Source organism: Nocardia sp. NPDC003482 (genome assembly GCF_053588115.1).
This window is the reverse complement of sequence record NZ_JBSFPI010000037.1, coordinates 1-14,876: the sequence shown is the minus strand read 5'-3', so window position 1 is coordinate 14,876 and position 14,876 is coordinate 1. Positions and strand designations below refer to the sequence as shown.

Genomic DNA, 14,876 nt, shown 5'->3' with positions numbered 1-14,876 from the left:
CGAGCGGAAAGCGGGCGTCACCGGGCAACGTCGTCGAGTTCCTCGCTGACGCGAAGTCGGGTAGTCGACGCGGAGGGAGGCAACTCACGCGCACCGGAGGATGGGTACACGCGCGGTCTGTTCAGATCCCACGGGGAGCCGCCTTCGCGACGGATCTGCTGGTGCAGAAGGTAAATGTAGCTCAGATCGAGCACCAGAATCGTCGCGAACAACGGGAAGAACAGATACCGCCCTTGAAACTGCACGAAGGCGGTCAGACCAGCGAAAATCGATCCGATGCATTTGAATATTGCAATGTACATCGACTGCCCCACCGAGGACCTTCGCGCCCGCAACATGAAGATAAAAGCGGCGCTCAATGGAATGTTGATAACCGTGCCTGTGTACGCGCCTTCGACGTCGCCAAATTCGTTGGTCGACACCATGACCATGACCGACGCCCACAAGAATATGCCGATCAATGATGATCGGAACCGACCCTTTGACAATGACGGGAAGTCCTTCCAGCCGTATTTGAAGGCCTGGAAGACGATGATCGTGTTGAGCGCCGCCCACGAGAAATTGATGTGTCTCTGAGTAGTTCCCTGATCGAGCACCAGGGCGAGATTGAACTCCCAGGCGAAGTTGACCAGCACCAGAAATGCCGGAATCGCAACATACTTGTCCACGAACCCGCGGTGGATGGCAAGGCCGTAAGCGCTCAGCCAGCCAACAGCGGCCGGACCCATCAATCCCCAGTACAACCACGGCGTATTCGTCGCCTCCGGAAGCGTGGCAGGCGCGATGTGCGACATCTGGATAAGAGCAGGCGGTAGAAAATTGAACGGCAGCATGGAAGTACTCACCTCTCAAGTCCAGTTTCCCGTTCCAGGCATGTTCTCGCTGCCCAATACCCGGGAGCGGAGTTCGTTCCGCCGTACCTTCCATGTCGCCGTCCTCGGCAGCTCGGTCCACGGAATCGTGATCGGCTCAGCCATTTTGGGAAGATCGCGGATGGCCAGCTCCCACCTCGCCGGGTCGATTTCTTCACCGTGGGTGCTGATCACAGGGACGGGCGGTAGGTCGTTCATCGCAAGCACCGTGATGTCCACAGACTCCGGCAGTCGCTCCAGCAGTAAATTCTCCAAGTGGAGACAGCTCATGCCCTGTACGAAGTCGACCTCCCGGTCCATCATGCGGAAGCGCCCGTACGGCATCCGACTGCCGACATCACCGGTGACCCACCAGCCGTTACGAAGCTTCGCCCGATACCGCTCATTTTCGCCGAGATAGGCTAGACACAGCGAGCTCGTCTTAACCAGGACCAACCCTGCCTCACCGCGGCGTTTCGGCTCTCCCGTCAGCGAATCCACCACACGTACGCGCTGGAAGGGGGGGATCCACCCTATGTTCGTCGAGTCCAGCGGGTCCCGCCAGCGGCGAGCCATCCGCCGCGTAAAGATACTGACCGAAACACTCGCGCTCTCGGATTGCCCCAGGCCCGTAGCCCAGATCGGGTATCGGGCGCCGGAAGCCTCGAGAAAGGTTCGTACGGTCCGCGGATGTATGGCGTCGAAGGCGCTGTTGAACCGTTTCACCCGAGCGAACAGCTGCGGTCGCCGGTGTGCGAGAGTTTCCCAAACTTGAAATACGTTGGGCAACGTCTCGAGGGAGGTCGGACGATACCTCTCCAAAATTTCTTCGGCGTTCTCCGGCGACGGATCCGTCATGACGACCGTGGCCTTCGGAGCAAGGGAGAGTTGCGCTGCGGTCCAGGACAGCAGCCTGTTGTGGACGTAGGAGAAGCAGCCCACCACCACATCCGAGCTTCGCGATGTCACAAACGGAATGTGAGTCGATTCGATCCGAAAGGAAATGGACGCCATAGAACTTCGCGACGAGTGCAGCACGAGCTTCGGGACGCCGGTGGTGCCGGAGGTATGCGTCACGATCATCGGCTCATCGAGGGGCCGAAAGCGTGCGGGCGCCACGGGAGCGCCTCTCAATCTCCCGATCGGGATGACCTCGAGCCCTGGCATTGCCGCGGGATCGCCCCCGAGGGCGATGATGCGCGTCTGCGGGGGAACAACCGGCTGGTCCGCAGTGGCGATCCTGGCGATGATGCCCTCACCCAGCACGGCGAGGGTCGGGCGAGCGCGCCCCAGCATAACTCGCAGATTGTGGTCCGAATTCTCTGGCGATAACAAGACCGGCAACGCACCGATCCGAACGGCCGCGGCAGCGATCAGAACCGTGTCGAAATGGTTCTCCTTGACCACGGCTACGGCCTCCCCGTAGCGGAGGCCGGCCGCGCTGAGCCATCCAGAAATCTCTTCGACGATGCCCGCCAGCCCAGCGCCAAAGATTTGCGTGCCGGCCTCGGGAGAGACGTCGAAGGGACGGTCCAGGTAGAGGGTGGTCTGACGATTCCTGTTCGCGTGCCATTCGAAGAGCTGGCCGAGATTCGGCGGGAAGCCGATCCTTCTGCTGATCATTCCGCTACCTGACGCTCTCTTACTCCGATGATCTCGCGCTCGTGTTCGGTCAGAGGCGGATCGATCGGTGGACTGTGGGTGGGACCTCGCATCACGCGGAGGGCCAGCCCGGGCTTCGTGAACGTGCTCAACGGCCTCGACAGCGAGTAAACGTCGATGAGTGCTGATCGCACTCTCGGCTCGACGCACGCGGTACGAATGATTCGGTCCAAATATAGGTTTCGCAGCCTCGCCGCACGCCCGGGCGGGGAACCCTTCGTCGCCGGGTAGCGCATATCCTGGCTGGCCGCGATCTGCCACGCGTCGACCGCGCACCGACTGATGGATCGCTGCAAACCGCGCGTCGAGAACACATCGGGTTCGACTCGGTCGAGGATCTCACGGATCGCAAGCGCTTCACGTGCGGCGACAGACATTCCGTGTCCATAGACCGGATTGAATGTCGCCGAGGCATCTCCGACGACGAGGAAGCCAGCGGGCCAGGCGGAAGAGAGATCGAACCGTCGCCTTCTATTCGTAGTGCTCCGCGACCCTCTGATCGATCCGATCGGTTCGGCGCGTGCGATCGCATCGGCGACGAGGGGATGGCGGACCGCGTGCCTTGCGAAGAACCGGTATCCGTTCTCGTCAGTAGGTGGTTCGCCGCCGCGCGTCCCACCCAAGGTGACCATCCAGTTCCCGTTTTCGATCGGCGTCAACACCGCTCCACGTCCCGGCTGCGTCGATGACGGATCGGCGATAATCGTGATCATCGGAAAACCGGTCTCCGCTCCTGCGGGGGCACGGAACACCCGAGTGGCGTACGCCTGGCCGGAGTCCACGCAGTCGGTTGGTACCGACGGCACACCGAGTGATTCCAGCCAGGCGATCGTTCGAGAACCTCGACCGGTCGCATCGATGACGAGCGCGGCCCGCGCGACCCGTTCCCCGCCCTCGTCGCGAATCCGGACTCCGGACACCCGCTGGGAAGTCCCCACCAAACCCACTGCCTGACAACCAATTTCGAATGAGACGTTCGGCAAATCCTGAACTCGTGCAAGAACAGTGGCATCGATCAGCGGACGACTGCAGGTTATCGCGTGCCGCCGCGCGGGCATTCGCTGTACCCACCCTCGCTGGCTATAGGACACGATATTCGCGTTCATGCCGATCCGGTGCGCGCCCGCACCGACCAGCTGGTCGATCGATCCGGGCACCAAGGCATCCGTGGCCGCGGCGCCGCTCGGCATCAGCATGTGGGTATGCTGCGCCTGCGGCAGACCACGTCGCTCGACGGGAACCGTTGACAGCGAATCCTTTTCGACCACTATGACAGAACTTGCGTGCGGGGCGACCGCCGCGGCCGAGAGGAGGCCACCGATCCCTCCTCCGAGAACTATCACCGAATCCATTGGGCTCATCGAGAACTCCTGACTATCGCTTGCGGTAGGCGACCGCGTGTGCCATGGCGGCGAGTTCTTCCCGCCAGCCCGGCTCCAATCGCACGCAGGCGATCGCGTCGTGGCCGAGTTGCATCAACTTGTCGATATGGGACTCGACCTCAGCGCAGATACCAGATTCCATCAGCAACCGATGCAGTTTCTCCGGAGTCGCGGCCGGATCGGTGACCATCTCCCGGACGTCGGGATCTCGCTCGATGGCCAGCGACAGCAACAGGGTCATCTTGTGCTGTGCGAAGTCGAGATGAGCGGGCTTACCGGTGGTTTCGGCGTCGCCGAGGAGGTCGAGGAGGTCGTCACGCAACTGGAAGGCCTCCCCGACAGCTACTCCGAAGGAGCGGAATGCATCCGCCAGGTCCGGCCGACCTGCGAGCAGCGCACCGATGACCAAGGGGCGGTGAATGGTGTAATTGCCCGACTTTACCTGCGCGATCAGCCGGGACAACCGCGCATCGCCGGAGAACCTCGCCGCGGCCAGGACATCGAGGTACTGTCCGATGATCAGCTCGGCGCGCATTTCGACCCAGACATCGGCGACGTTCGGCGCGGCGTCGCTCATGAAGTCGTCGGCATAGATCAGGGCCAGGTTCCCGGACAGGATCCCAACACTCTCACCGAATCGACGCGATTCGCCCCGCCAGTGGTTGAGCCGGTGTTCTGCAGCATGCTTCTCATGGACGGTCGCCGCACCTCGCCGCCACGATGAGTCATCAATGATGTCATCATGGATCAGCGCGAAGGTATGCAGGAACTCCAGCGCGATCGCCGCCGAGATCACTGATTGCAGCCCGGCGTCTCCGCCTGCCGCAAGGTAGCCACTGATGCAGAACTCCGGGCGGATACGTTTGCCGCCTGCCCGAACCAGGTCGATGACCGCATCGATCGGTGCGATGGCGTTCTCGTCGAGTTCGGACCACCGTGCGCGCTCGGCAGCCAGAAAGCTAAGAGCCTGCTCATCGGCGCTATTCATCATCTCTGATTTGGTGTGCCGGAGGGAGCCGCTCGAGTTGGTCATGAATACGGTCACGGTGCCACCTCTATCGGTGTGGGCATGATGACGGGATTGATTCGCGAAGGATCCGACGGCACAGGTATATGCGGGAATCCGCCATCAGGGGAAAAGTAACGCAAAGAGGGAAGCAGCTGCCATTGTGGGCAGCGCTGGTGTCCGTTCAGCATGACAGGACTGGCGAGCGAAATCCATCCGCACCCGCACGTGATTCGCATCACATCAGTCGCATCTTGGATTCGAACACCGCCTCTGTCATGCTGGACGTACACCAGCGCTGCCCAAATGCAGATGCTTTCTTCATTCTTTCCCTGCTTCGATTGCCGCGATCGTCGAAGTATCGAAATCGAATCCGCAGAGGTGACCCCGTGTCCGTGTGTGCGAGAGGCCCGCATGTTTCATTGCGGCATACCAGAAATATGATGATGAGTCGCGTCGAGCGTCTCTCTGAAAATATTCTTACTCAGGAGCGAATGCGCTGGTCGGCGCTGGATGAGCATGCCGCAATGCCGATCGAGACGATTTTCGATCTCTTCCAGGCGGGCGGAAAACGGGTACGCCCCATGTTATGCATCAGCGGCTATCTGGCTGCCAAAGGTGATCCGGATCGAAGTCCGATCATCTCGGCTGCCGCAGCGCTCGAGTTTCTACACACCTGCGCATTGATCCACGACGACATCATGGACGGATCGTCTCTACGGCGCGGTGCCGCGACGGTCCACCAGAAATATGCCGCCGAGCACCAAGCAAACCGTTGGCAAGGAGAGGCACGTCGATTCGGTGAAAGCGTCGCAATACTCGCAGGGGATCTGGCCCTGATATACGCTGACAATCTCATGTCCGCGGCCATGCCGGCTGTATCGGAAGCATGGAGTGAACTGCGTGCGGAATTGGTGGTCGGCGAACATCTAGATCTATTGGCCGCCGCGCGTTTCGCGGCCGATTCTGAGCTGTCGAGACTTATCGCGCAGATCAAGTCGGGCAACTACAGCATTTGTCGCCCGCTGGTCATCGGTGTGCTCCTCGCTGGAAGGCCGGACCTGATCGAGGCGTTTCGCTCGTTCGGCGTTGCTGTCGGAGAGGCGTATCAGCTGCGCGACGACCTGCTGGACGTCCTGGGCAACGCCGAGATCACCGGCAAGCCCGCCCACCTCGATTTTGAAGGACACAAGATGACGCTTCTGCTGTCGCTCGCGATGGAAAGAAGCTCTGCCGTGCGCGAGCTGCTCACCGACCCAGGCGCTACCCCGGATCTGCTATATCGCACCCTGTGCGACACCGGGATTTGCGCCGAGGTCGAGTCCCATATCCACGGACTGGTGGCTGAAGCACAGGAGGCCCTCGACGGGGTCGAATTGGAGCCCGGCTGGCGGGATGAGCTGATCTCTATAGCTCGCGCGGCGGCGGTACGTGACAAGTAGTTCGGGAGCGCGCCCAGATGTCAGAAGTATCAAGCGCCACTTTCGGATCGAATATCCGGAGGCAGAGCGTCAGAGATAAACTCACCGGGTTTCTCCGGTTATCGAAGATCGCCGTCTTTCAGCACTATTTCGGATGGATCCTGGCGTGGCTGTCCCTGGATCCGATAGTGGCTCGTCGACCCACAGTAGTTCTGGCCATGATGTGGTTTCTGGTAGGTTCGATTGCCATAGTCGCAACAACCTGCGCGATCGACGACATCGTTGGATTTCGCAATGGTAGTGATGCTATCAATTATCGAGCCGAAGAAACGCGGCGAGATATTCGACGAAAGCCATTGTTGAGTGGCACCGTCTCCGAGCGACAGGCTATCATATTTGTAATCTGCGCAGCTGCGATCGCAATCTTCGCGGGGGTGATAGCATTTTGGTCACTGGGCTGGCAGTCACCGAACTTCGCCTATTTGATGTATCTGGCCGGATTCATTCTGAGCATTCAGTACTCGGCCGGATTACGCATGAGCTACCATCTGGGCGGAGCGGAGATGCTTCTGTTCGGCGCGACGGCATGTGGGCTTTACGCACCATTTCTGGCGGTCGCAGGCCATTGGACACGGTCGGTCGCCGCGGAAGGAGTGCTGCTCGGATTGTGGATGCTCATGGTTAGCAGCTACTCGAATGTCAATGACATTGTGGGAGACCGCATGGTCGGCCGCAAAACGCTGGCAACAGTGTCGAATTCGGCATCACTGGCGGCGGTACTATCACTTCTGGTGACCGGGTCGATCGCAGCGACGGTGTGGCTGGTGGTCGGTGCCGGATTTCCATGGTGGACATTCCTGACCATGGTTCCGCCTACCTTTCTCCACGTACGGCAGCTTCATCTCGGTCCGGTACGCAAGCAGTGGCTGGACGCTCGCCGAATGGGCATGTATGCGTACAATCTCGGATTCCTGGGGATCGCAATTCCCGCCACATATCTGTTCGCGGCGACCTAAGCGTCGCCAAGTGATATCAACCTACGAAATCGAGGTTGCCCAATGATAGATGGAAAACGTCGCCGTATGCGTCGCTTGTTAGGCGAAGACGGAAAGACTCTATTGATTGCCGTCGATCACTCGGTGACGACGGGTACCGTCGGCGGTCTATCCAATATGGGCGCGGTGCTGCGCTCGGTTGTGCGCGGTGGCGCGGACGGGGTGGTGATGCATCGCGGCTCGGCGGTCTGGGATATGCCCGTGCAGCGTGACACCGCGTTGATCGTCCACCTTTCGGGTAGCACAGCTCTCAGTGCTCAACCCGAACTGAAAACGCGCGTATGCGAACCGAATTTGGCCATGGCCATCGGAGCCGACGCCGTGTCGGTTCATATCACACTGGGAGCCGGCTCGGCTGAAGATCGCGCCACATTGGCCGACCTTGCGAGTGTCGTCGCGTCGTGCGATTCCCTGGGTTTGCCGCTGTTGGCGATGACCTACGTACTACCGTCCGATCGGCCGCCCGGTCCGGCTGTGATCCACGCGGCGCGCGCGGTGGCGGAACTAGGTGCCGACATTGTCAAGACTATCCATCCCGGTAACGAGTATCTCGCCGGTCTTGCCTCCGACGTGGGTGTCCCGGTGGTAATCGCCGGCGGCGAGGCGATCGGAACCTGGGAAGAATTCATCGCTTCGGCCAAGAACGCGATGGGTGTCGGCCTGGCCGGTCTGTGTGTGGGAAGACGGGTCTTCGGCAGCGCGGATCCGGCAACGGCCACCACACAACTGAAAGTTGTCATACACGGCGAAGCGCGGAAGGAAACGCATGACAACCGAGCTCTGGGCTGATGTCAGTACTCTGCCCCCGACCGAAACCCCTGCCGCGCTCGCATATGTGCGAAACTCCGACATTGCGACGCTGGTTCTGCGGCCTGCCCAGCTTACCGATTGGGAAGCAGTGCAGCGTATTCGGATTGCTTGCGTCGGTGATGCCCCCGCTCTGGCGGGATTGGACGATCGGAGGGTGGGCTTGTTGGTAGCCGAATCGCCAGCCGAACTGGAGGCGGTACGTGCCACAGCGGGTGAATTGCCGGTGGGTGTCAGGTGCGTGATCGACGACGCCGACAGCATGAACGTCGCGGTATCGATCATCGGATCGGTCGACGTCCTGATCGCCGCGTTCACCGACACCACGAACATCCCGCTCGAACTGCTGCTCGCCGAGGCGCAAACCACCCGGACGAAGGTTTTCAAGGAACTCTTGTCCGGCGCGGAGGCAGGCAGTGTCGCAGGCGTATTGGAGAGCGGCCCTGCGGGTTTGGTGGTGAATGCCCGGCATTTGCCCGACCTGGAACGCGTAGCCGGTGTGTTGCGTACCCGCCGAGACGTAAACCAGCAACTTGTGCCGTTCGAGGTCGTACGGGCCGAGCCGACAGGTATGGGATACCGCGGTTGCATCGACACTACGACACTTTTCGGCGAAGACGAAGGCATGATCGTCGGCTCGACCTCAGCGGGCGGTCTGCTGGTGTGCGCGGAGGTTCACTATCTGCCTTATATGAATCTACGTCCGTTCCGGGTGAATGCGGGAGCGGTGCACTCTTATGTGTTCGGCGCCGAACGAACCTCCTACATCACGGATTTGGCTGCGGGAGAACGCAGCTGCGCGGTGTCGGCCAGCGGGCGATTTCGCGAGGTGTCGGTGGGTCGGGTGAAGGTGGAGTTGCGGCCATTGCGGTTGCTCGTGGCCCGAAACGGTGATGTCAGTGTGAACGTGTTTCTACAGGACGACTGGCACGTCCGGGTGATGAGCGCGGAGGGTAAGCCACTGAATTTGACCGATGTGCGGCCGGGTACGGAGTTGCTGGGGCGAGCGGTCGAGCCGGGCAGGCATGTGGGTATCAAAGTTGCCGAACAGATCAGTGAGTTCTGATTCCGACGGGAGTCATGCAATGACGACGCGCGAAGTGGGTATAGGTCGCGCCCATGCCAAGTCGATCTTGTTCGGTGAGCATGCCGTGGTGTACGGAGCACCGGCAATCGCGATACCGATTCCACAGCTGTCGGTCATGGTGCAAGCGCGACACTCCACCTCATCCACTACGTGTATTCGCCTGACAAATACCGCAAGCGGCAACTCCGATCACACTGTCGTGGAACGAAGCGGTCGACCGGAAGCGAGCGATTCTCGACTCAACGGCCTAGCCGAGTCGTTCTTTCTCGCCACCGAAACGCCGAGGTCCGATGTCGATGTGACAGTCGACTGTGGAATCCCGCTGGGACGCGGGCTTGGTTCGAGTGCTGCGTGCGCCCGTGCCGTGGTCCTCGCGTTAAGCGATCTGTTCGACCGACCTATCGATACACGCCTGGCCTTCGACCTGGTCCAAACCGCCGAACGCGTGGCCCACGGATCACCCAGCGGAGTCGACACCGTAGCCACCGGCTCCCCCGTCCCGATCTGGTTCCAAAGCGGCACCGCCAAAGAACTGTCCGTCGGCTCCGACGGAGTCTTAGTGATCGCCGACACCGGCATATTCGGCTCGACGAAGGACGCGTTCGAGGTCTCCCGGGACCTGTTCGAGTCCGACCCTGCGTCGAAGACCCGGTTCCTGCGGCACTCCACACGACTCACGACAGCCGCTGTGGAGGATCTGGCAGAAGGGCAAATCAATGAACTTGGCCAGCGAATGAGCGAGAATCATGAATTGTTGCGCGGACTCGGGGTTAGCACCGTCGAAATAGATCGCCTGGTCCATGCGGCTCTGCGTGCTGGTTGTCTTGGTGCCAAACTCAGCGGTGGCGGCCTCGGTGGATGTGTGATCGCAGTCGTCGACGGTCGTCAACCCGTGGAAGCGGTCACCTCAGCATTACGCAGCGCCGGAGCGAAGGCGACATGGGAGATCGCACTCGGAAGTCGGGCGAACTGACATGCATGATGCCACGTCACGGACAACACGAACCAACTTGGACGGTTCGCCTGTGGGTGCCGTCGCGCACCCGAATATCGCGCTGATCAAGTACTGGGGCAAGCGGGACGAACAATTAGTCCTGCCCTACTCCGATAGTCTGTCGATGACGCTGGACATTTATCCGACCACGACCTTTGTGCGCCCGAACGGCGGCAGATGCGACCAGGTCATACTCAACGATGCACCCGCGACCGGCGAAACGGTGGCGCGTATTCGGCGATTCCTTGATCTAGTTCGCGCGCGTGCGGGTCGAACTGAGTATTTGACGGTGGACACCAGGAACACGGTCCCGACCGGCGCCGGTCTGGCCTCCTCTGCCAGCGGGTTCGCTGCCCTCACGGTAGCGGCAGCGCGGCTGTACGGGCTGGATCTCGATTCCGTCGCATTGTCGGCCCTGGCACGGCGTGGCTCAGGTTCAGCGAGCCGATCGATGTTCGATGGCTACTCCATCTGGCACGCCGGCCGGGGGAACGGTGAAGAAGGCGATCGCAGTTCCTACGCGGAGCGGATCAACGGCGACGCCCTCCATCTCGCCCTGGTTGTGGCGGTCGTCGAGACAGCCGCGAAGAAGATCCCGAGCCGCGATGCGATGCGCCGGACCGTTCAGACCTCACCCCTGTACCGAGCATGGGTCGAGTCCAGCGCGAAGGATCTCCACACGATGCGCGCGGCGATCAGCCGCGGCGACGTCGAGACAGTCGGCGAGATCGCCGAGGGTAACGCTCTCGGCGTGCACGCCACAATGCTTGCCGCGCGGCCGGCCGTGCGGTACATATCTCAGGCTTCGCTGACAATCCTCGACTGCGTGGCCGAACTGCGCGAGTCAGGTGTCGGTGCCTACGCGACCATGGATGCCGGACCGAATGTGAAGATCATATGTCGACACTCGGCCGCCGACTCCATTGCCGCTGCGATCGAATTACTCGGCGTTACTCGATCGGTTCTCGTTGCACGGCCTGGGCCAGGTGCTCGGCTGCTCGATGACGAACAGTGACATCCGGCGGCGTCACCCGTATTTATCAAGATCAGAAGGGCAGGTTCTTGCGTGGAAGAAAACACCGCGACAGCCGGAATACCGATGAAATGGGTCGGTCCGATTCGAATCTCAGGAAATGTCACCGAAACTGAGACATCCGTGCCCCTAGCGACCTTCGAAACACCTCTGTGGCCCTCGGTGCAACGAGGCGCGAAGGTTTCCATGTTGATCGAACACGGTATCACGGCCACACTCGTCGATGACCGTATGACCCGGTCGGTCCTGTTCGAGGCCGAGGATGCCCCGACTGCGCATGCTGCGATCCGGCGCTTGGATGCGGAGTTGGAAGAGCTACGAGACGTCGCTGGCGCGACGAGTCGCTTCATCGAGTTGATTGAAATGCGGCACGAAATCGTTGGCAATCTGCTGTTCCTTCGGTTCGAATTTACCACTGGGGACGCGTCCGGGCACAACATGGTGACCCTGGCCGCCGACGTTCTGATGAATCACATCATGCGAATGATCCCTGGAATCTCCTACGGCTCGATCTCCGGTAACTATTGCACGGACAAAAAGGCGTCGGCCGTCAATGGAATTCTGGGTCGCGGCAAGAAGATCATCGCCGAGCTGCTCGTGCCACAGGACGTCATAAGCGATGTGCTACACACTTCCGCGCGGCGGATCGCGGATTTGAACCTGCGGAAGAACCTGGTTGGCAGCATCGCTGCTGGCGGAATCCGTACCGCGAACGCCCATTACGCGAATATGTTGCTAGGGTTCTACCTTGCCACCGGGCAGGACGCAGCTAATATTGTTGAAGGTTCCCAGGGGATCACCCTCGCCGAAGACCGCGACGGCATGCTGTATTTCTCGTGCACTCTGCCCAATCTCATCGTGGGCAGCGTCGGCAACGGTAAGGGATTGGACTTCGTCGAACGGAATCTGGACCGGCTCGGCTGCCATGGTCTACCTCGAGCGGGGGACGGTGCTCGTCGCTTAGCGGCTATCGCCGCGGCGACGGTTCTGTGCGGTGAGCTGTCGATCATGGCGGCACTGACAAATCCGGGCGAGCTGATGCGAGCTCACGTCCGACTGGAACGCGGGTCGGTATCCGCACACTGATGGAGTGGAAATGAATGAGAATTTTTCGGTGGGGATACATGACCTTTCCTTCTCGACCTCTCACTACGTCCTGAAGCACACCGAATTTGCACGGAAGTTCGACATAGACATCAACAAGTACCACATCGGCATCGGCCAGGAAGCGATGAGCGTGCCCGCGGCCGACGAAGATATCGTGACTATGGCTGCCGCAGCGGCACAGCCGATCGTCGAGCGGCACGGCGCTGCCGGCATTCGTACCATATTGTTGGCCACCGAAACCGCCGTCGACCAATCGAAGGCGGCCGGCGTCTATGTTCATTCGCTGCTGGGGTTACCCTCCTCGGCGCGTGTCGTCGAGCTGAAGCAGGCCTGCTACAGCGCCACGGCGGCACTGCAATTCGCGGCCGCACTCGTCGCCCGGGATCCAGCACAGCGAGCCCTGGTCATCGCGGCAGACATCGCCCGATACGACGTCGGTTCGGCCGCCGAGGCGACGCAAGGAGCGGCGGCTGCGGCTATGCTGGTCACCTCCGATCCCGCGATCCTCCGCCTGGAGCCCTCGTCAGGTGTATTCGCTGCGGACATCATGGACTTCTGGCGGCCCAACTACCGATCAACCGGCGTCGTCGATGGAAAGGCATCTATCACCGCGTATCTGCAAGCGTTGGAAGGTAGTTGGAAGGACTACGACGAACAGGGGGGACGGCCGATCGACGAATTCGCCGCCTTCCTTTATCACCAACCGTTCACAAGGATGGCTTTCAAGGCGCACCAGCATCTGGCTCACATCGCCGACCTGGAGCCGTCCGACGAGATCCTCGACGCCGTCCGCAGCAGCACGGTCTACAACCGTGTGATCGGCAACAGCTACACCGCGTCGCTGTATCTCGGTCTGGCATCGCTGCTCGACCACGGCGGTGACCTCGCCGGTCAGCCCATCGCGTTGTTCAGTTACGGTTCCGGCAGTGTCGCAGAATTCTTTACTGCGACGGTGACTCCCGGCTACCGCCATCACCTGCGGACCGCCGCGAACCGATCGGTGATCGAGCGACGCACGCCGATCGACTATCCGAGTTACCTGGAACTGCATGAGCGGACGATTCCCACCGACGGTGGCGACCATGTGATACGCGCAGACGGTTCCGGCCCCTTCCGGCTAGCGGCGCTCTCCGGGCACAAGCGGATCTATCAGGCGCGCACGAAGGAGATGTGTAGCCGTGCTGGAAGATAAGAACAGAGTCGACCCATCAGAATCTGGCGCCATCGGAATCCTGGGGACCGGCTCCTATGTTCCCGACCGAGTGGTATCGAACGAGGTCGTGGGCGCCCCCGCCGGGGTCGACGACGCCTGGATCCAGAAGAAGACGAAAATTCGGGAACGGCGTTGGGCCGCACCTGATCAGGCCACCTCCGACCTTGCCACGGCAGCCGCACGGATGGCTCTCGAGGCCGCAGGCGTCTCGGCCAGCGAGTTGACCACCATCGTGCTGGCAACATCGACTCCAGATCGCCCTCAGCCACCGACCGCCGCATACGTACAAAACACGCTGGGAGCGGATTGTGCCGCCTTCGATATCAACGCCGTCTGCAGCGGTTTCGTGTTCGCGTTGGAGATCGCGCGCTCACTGATCCGTGCGTCGGGCGGATACGTATTGGCGATAGGGGCCGAAGTCTACTCGCGCATCCTCGATCCGTACGATCGCAAGACCGTTGTCCTGCTGGGAGACGGCGCGGGCGCCGCAGTCATCGGTCCGGTCTCAGGCACCCGCGGCTTTCACGATTGCCGACTGTATACCTTCGGACACATGTCGGAACTGATCTCGGTCCGCGCGGGCGGCAGTCGCCAACCGTACACGCCGGACACTTATCACCAAGGGCTGCACCACTTCACGATGGACGGACGAAGCGTTCGCGAATTCGTCATGGAAAATGTTCCCGACCTGGTAAAAGCGGTGCTCTACAAAAACAATGTCCTGCCAAGCGAAATCGATCATGTCATACCGCACCAGGCGAACGGAAGGATGCTGGACGAGATCATCCCGAAGTTCGGTATGCACCGCGCTCGAGTGCACACCAGCGTCGCCGAGTTCGGAAATACCGGTGGCGCTTCGATTCCGATCACCTTGGACCAAGCTGCGCGCTCCGGGGCACTGCATCGGGGCGAGAAGGTCCTGCTCGTCGGCTTCGGCGGGGGTATGTCCGCCGGAGTCGGCCTTATCGAGTGGTCTAGGTGATAGGGCAGGGCGATGGAGTCGTCAGCACCATTGGCGTCTCCCAGGAAACACACAGATTCCGAAGAACATGAGCCGTTCGGCACTCTGAAAATTGCGCGTATCTTCCCTCTCCAGCACTACCCGAACCCCGACGCGCAGCCCTGACCGCATCCGACTCCACGGCACTCCTTCTCCACGAGAACTAGGGCGTGTCCTGTAAGTGGTTGTGTGGGTTTGGGTGAGTCGATGTGCTGGTTGTGTTAACGGTGTGGGGTGGTTGGTCGAGGTGAAGTGACG

13 protein-coding genes are annotated in these 14,876 nt (G+C 60.9%); 9 read left to right on the top strand and 4 right to left on the bottom strand.

Translation table 11 applies throughout. The features are described 5' to 3' along the window. Positions 1 to 17 precede the first annotated feature (17 nt). The 4 genes from ACWDSJ_RS35330 to ACWDSJ_RS35315 are packed head-to-tail and all read right to left on the bottom strand — an operon-like array spanning position 18 to position 4,940. Positions 18 to 833: a transmembrane-type terpene cyclase gene (locus ACWDSJ_RS35330; RefSeq protein WP_450037138.1), complete on the bottom strand. Its 816-nt coding sequence runs from the start codon at positions 831 to 833 to the stop codon at positions 18 to 20. A gap of 15 nt (positions 834 to 848) precedes the next feature. Continuing rightward, the gene (locus ACWDSJ_RS35325; RefSeq protein WP_450037136.1) at positions 849 to 2,474 is read right to left on the bottom strand and encodes an AMP-binding protein; all 1,626 of its coding nucleotides are present in this window, start codon (positions 2,472 to 2,474) and stop codon (positions 849 to 851) included. Continuing rightward, positions 2,471 to 3,874 carry an FAD-dependent oxidoreductase gene (locus tag ACWDSJ_RS35320; RefSeq protein ID WP_450037135.1) on the bottom strand — a complete coding sequence of 468 codons (1,404 nt, stop codon included), beginning with the start codon at positions 3,872 to 3,874 and terminating at the stop codon, positions 2,471 to 2,473. Before ACWDSJ_RS35320 ends, ACWDSJ_RS35325 begins: the two co-directional genes overlap by 4 nt. A 13-nt stretch (positions 3,875 to 3,887) precedes the next feature. After that, positions 3,888 to 4,940 (bottom strand): polyprenyl synthetase family protein, encoded by a 1,053-nt coding sequence (locus ACWDSJ_RS35315; RefSeq protein WP_450037134.1) that lies wholly within the window; start codon positions 4,938 to 4,940, stop codon positions 3,888 to 3,890. Between the two features lie 401 nt (positions 4,941 to 5,341). On the opposite strand from ACWDSJ_RS35315, the gene ACWDSJ_RS35310 reads away from it, so the two are divergent. The 9 genes from ACWDSJ_RS35310 to ACWDSJ_RS35270 are packed head-to-tail and all read left to right on the top strand — an operon-like array spanning position 5,342 to position 14,600. Then, complete coding sequence (locus tag ACWDSJ_RS35310; protein ID WP_450037133.1) at positions 5,342 to 6,343, top strand: polyprenyl synthetase family protein; 1,002 nt, start codon at positions 5,342 to 5,344, stop codon at positions 6,341 to 6,343. Between the two features lie 17 nt (positions 6,344 to 6,360). After that, a complete protein-coding gene (locus ACWDSJ_RS35305; RefSeq protein WP_450037131.1) occupies positions 6,361 to 7,338 on the top strand; it encodes a UbiA family prenyltransferase in 978 nt (325 codons plus the stop codon). A gap of 42 nt (positions 7,339 to 7,380) precedes the next feature. Continuing rightward, positions 7,381 to 8,166, top strand: a complete 786-nt coding sequence (locus ACWDSJ_RS35300; RefSeq protein WP_450037130.1) for a hypothetical protein — start codon at positions 7,381 to 7,383, stop codon at positions 8,164 to 8,166. Further along, positions 8,144 to 9,250 (top strand): 3-dehydroquinate synthase II, encoded by a 1,107-nt coding sequence (locus ACWDSJ_RS35295; protein ID WP_450037128.1) that lies wholly within the window; start codon positions 8,144 to 8,146, stop codon positions 9,248 to 9,250. Before ACWDSJ_RS35300 ends, ACWDSJ_RS35295 begins: the two co-directional genes overlap by 23 nt. A 19-nt stretch (positions 9,251 to 9,269) precedes the next feature. Beyond that, positions 9,270 to 10,244, top strand: a complete 975-nt coding sequence (gene mvk / locus ACWDSJ_RS35290) for a mevalonate kinase (RefSeq protein WP_450037127.1) — start codon at positions 9,270 to 9,272, stop codon at positions 10,242 to 10,244. Position 10,245: 1 nt separating this feature from the next. Further along, on the top strand, positions 10,246 to 11,280 hold the full coding sequence (mvaD, locus tag ACWDSJ_RS35285) for a diphosphomevalonate decarboxylase (protein ID WP_450037125.1): 1,035 nt from the start codon (positions 10,246 to 10,248) through the stop codon (positions 11,278 to 11,280). A 30-nt stretch (positions 11,281 to 11,310) separates the two neighbouring features. Beyond that, positions 11,311 to 12,384: a hydroxymethylglutaryl-CoA reductase gene (locus ACWDSJ_RS35280; protein WP_450037186.1), complete on the top strand. Its 1,074-nt coding sequence runs from the start codon at positions 11,311 to 11,313 to the stop codon at positions 12,382 to 12,384. A 10-nt stretch (positions 12,385 to 12,394) separates the two neighbouring features. After that, positions 12,395 to 13,597: a hydroxymethylglutaryl-CoA synthase gene (locus ACWDSJ_RS35275; RefSeq protein WP_450037184.1), complete on the top strand. Its 1,203-nt coding sequence runs from the start codon at positions 12,395 to 12,397 to the stop codon at positions 13,595 to 13,597. Beyond that, complete coding sequence (locus ACWDSJ_RS35270) at positions 13,584 to 14,600, top strand: 3-oxoacyl-ACP synthase III family protein (RefSeq protein WP_450037123.1); 1,017 nt, start codon at positions 13,584 to 13,586, stop codon at positions 14,598 to 14,600. Before ACWDSJ_RS35275 ends, ACWDSJ_RS35270 begins: the two co-directional genes overlap by 14 nt. The last annotated feature ends 276 nt before the right edge of the window (positions 14,601 to 14,876 follow it).